This window comes from Pseudomonas sp. HMWF006 (assembly GCF_003061205.1).
GTDB lineage: Bacteria > Pseudomonadota > Gammaproteobacteria > Pseudomonadales > Pseudomonadaceae > Aquipseudomonas > Aquipseudomonas monsensis.
In genome coordinates, this window is sequence record NZ_QAIU01000593.1 from 838 (window position 1) to 1,624 (window position 787).

General features: G+C 62.6%; 1 protein-coding gene. It reads left to right on the plus strand.

From position 1 onward, the window contains the following. A partial coding sequence (locus tag DBR24_RS27375; protein WP_256591903.1) for a LysR substrate-binding domain-containing protein occupies nucleotides 1–718 on the plus strand: 718 nt, incomplete at its 5' end. Nucleotides 719–787: the final 69 nt, after the last annotated feature.

Below are 787 nucleotides of genomic sequence, written 5' to 3' on the forward strand. Positions count from 1 at the left end.
GCTCAAGGCCGATCAGTTGAAACCGGTGGTCAGCGAGGCACTGAACAAGTGTCGGCAGAGCCTGGCCATGATCGACCCGACCACCGAGCACTACGAGGGCCGCTCAGTGACGATCGGCCTGTCGGATGATTTCGAAATTGCCTACGGCCGGCGCCTGATCGAGGAAATCGCCCACAGTGCGCCGAAACTGCGGCTGATTTTCCGTCAGACCCACAGTCAGATCGTCGCCCGCGCGCTGATGGAGCGCCATTTTGATCTGGCGATCACCGCTGGCGGCTTTGCCGAACGTCTGCTCAGCCGTCAGGTATTGGGTGAAGGCGGTTATGCCTGTCTGGTCGATCCTGCGAGTCTGGTGCCCGGCCAGCCGCAAATGGACCTGGAGGCGTTCGTCGCCCGCGAGCACCTGCTGGTGTCGTCCGGGGGCTTTATCGGCATTACCGATGAGGGCCTGGCCGCGCTGGGCCTGAGTCGACGCGTCTGTGCCTCGACCACGCATTTTGCCGCGCTGCCGTATCTGCTCACGGGCAGTCAGGCAGTGGCGACGATTCCGGCACATGCAGCCCGGAGCATCGCGGCGCTCAGTGGGCTGAGCGTGCTGCCCTGCCCACTGGCCTTGCCGCGTTATCCGATTGAACTGGGTTGGCGCACCAACGCCCAGACCGACCCGGTGGTGGTGAAAGTGCGTAATGCGATTGTTCGCTGTTTCGCCCGCGATTAAGGCTGCTTACTTGTTGGCAGCCATCAAGCGGTTGACCTCACTGCGTACCATGTTGGCGAACTCTGGTGG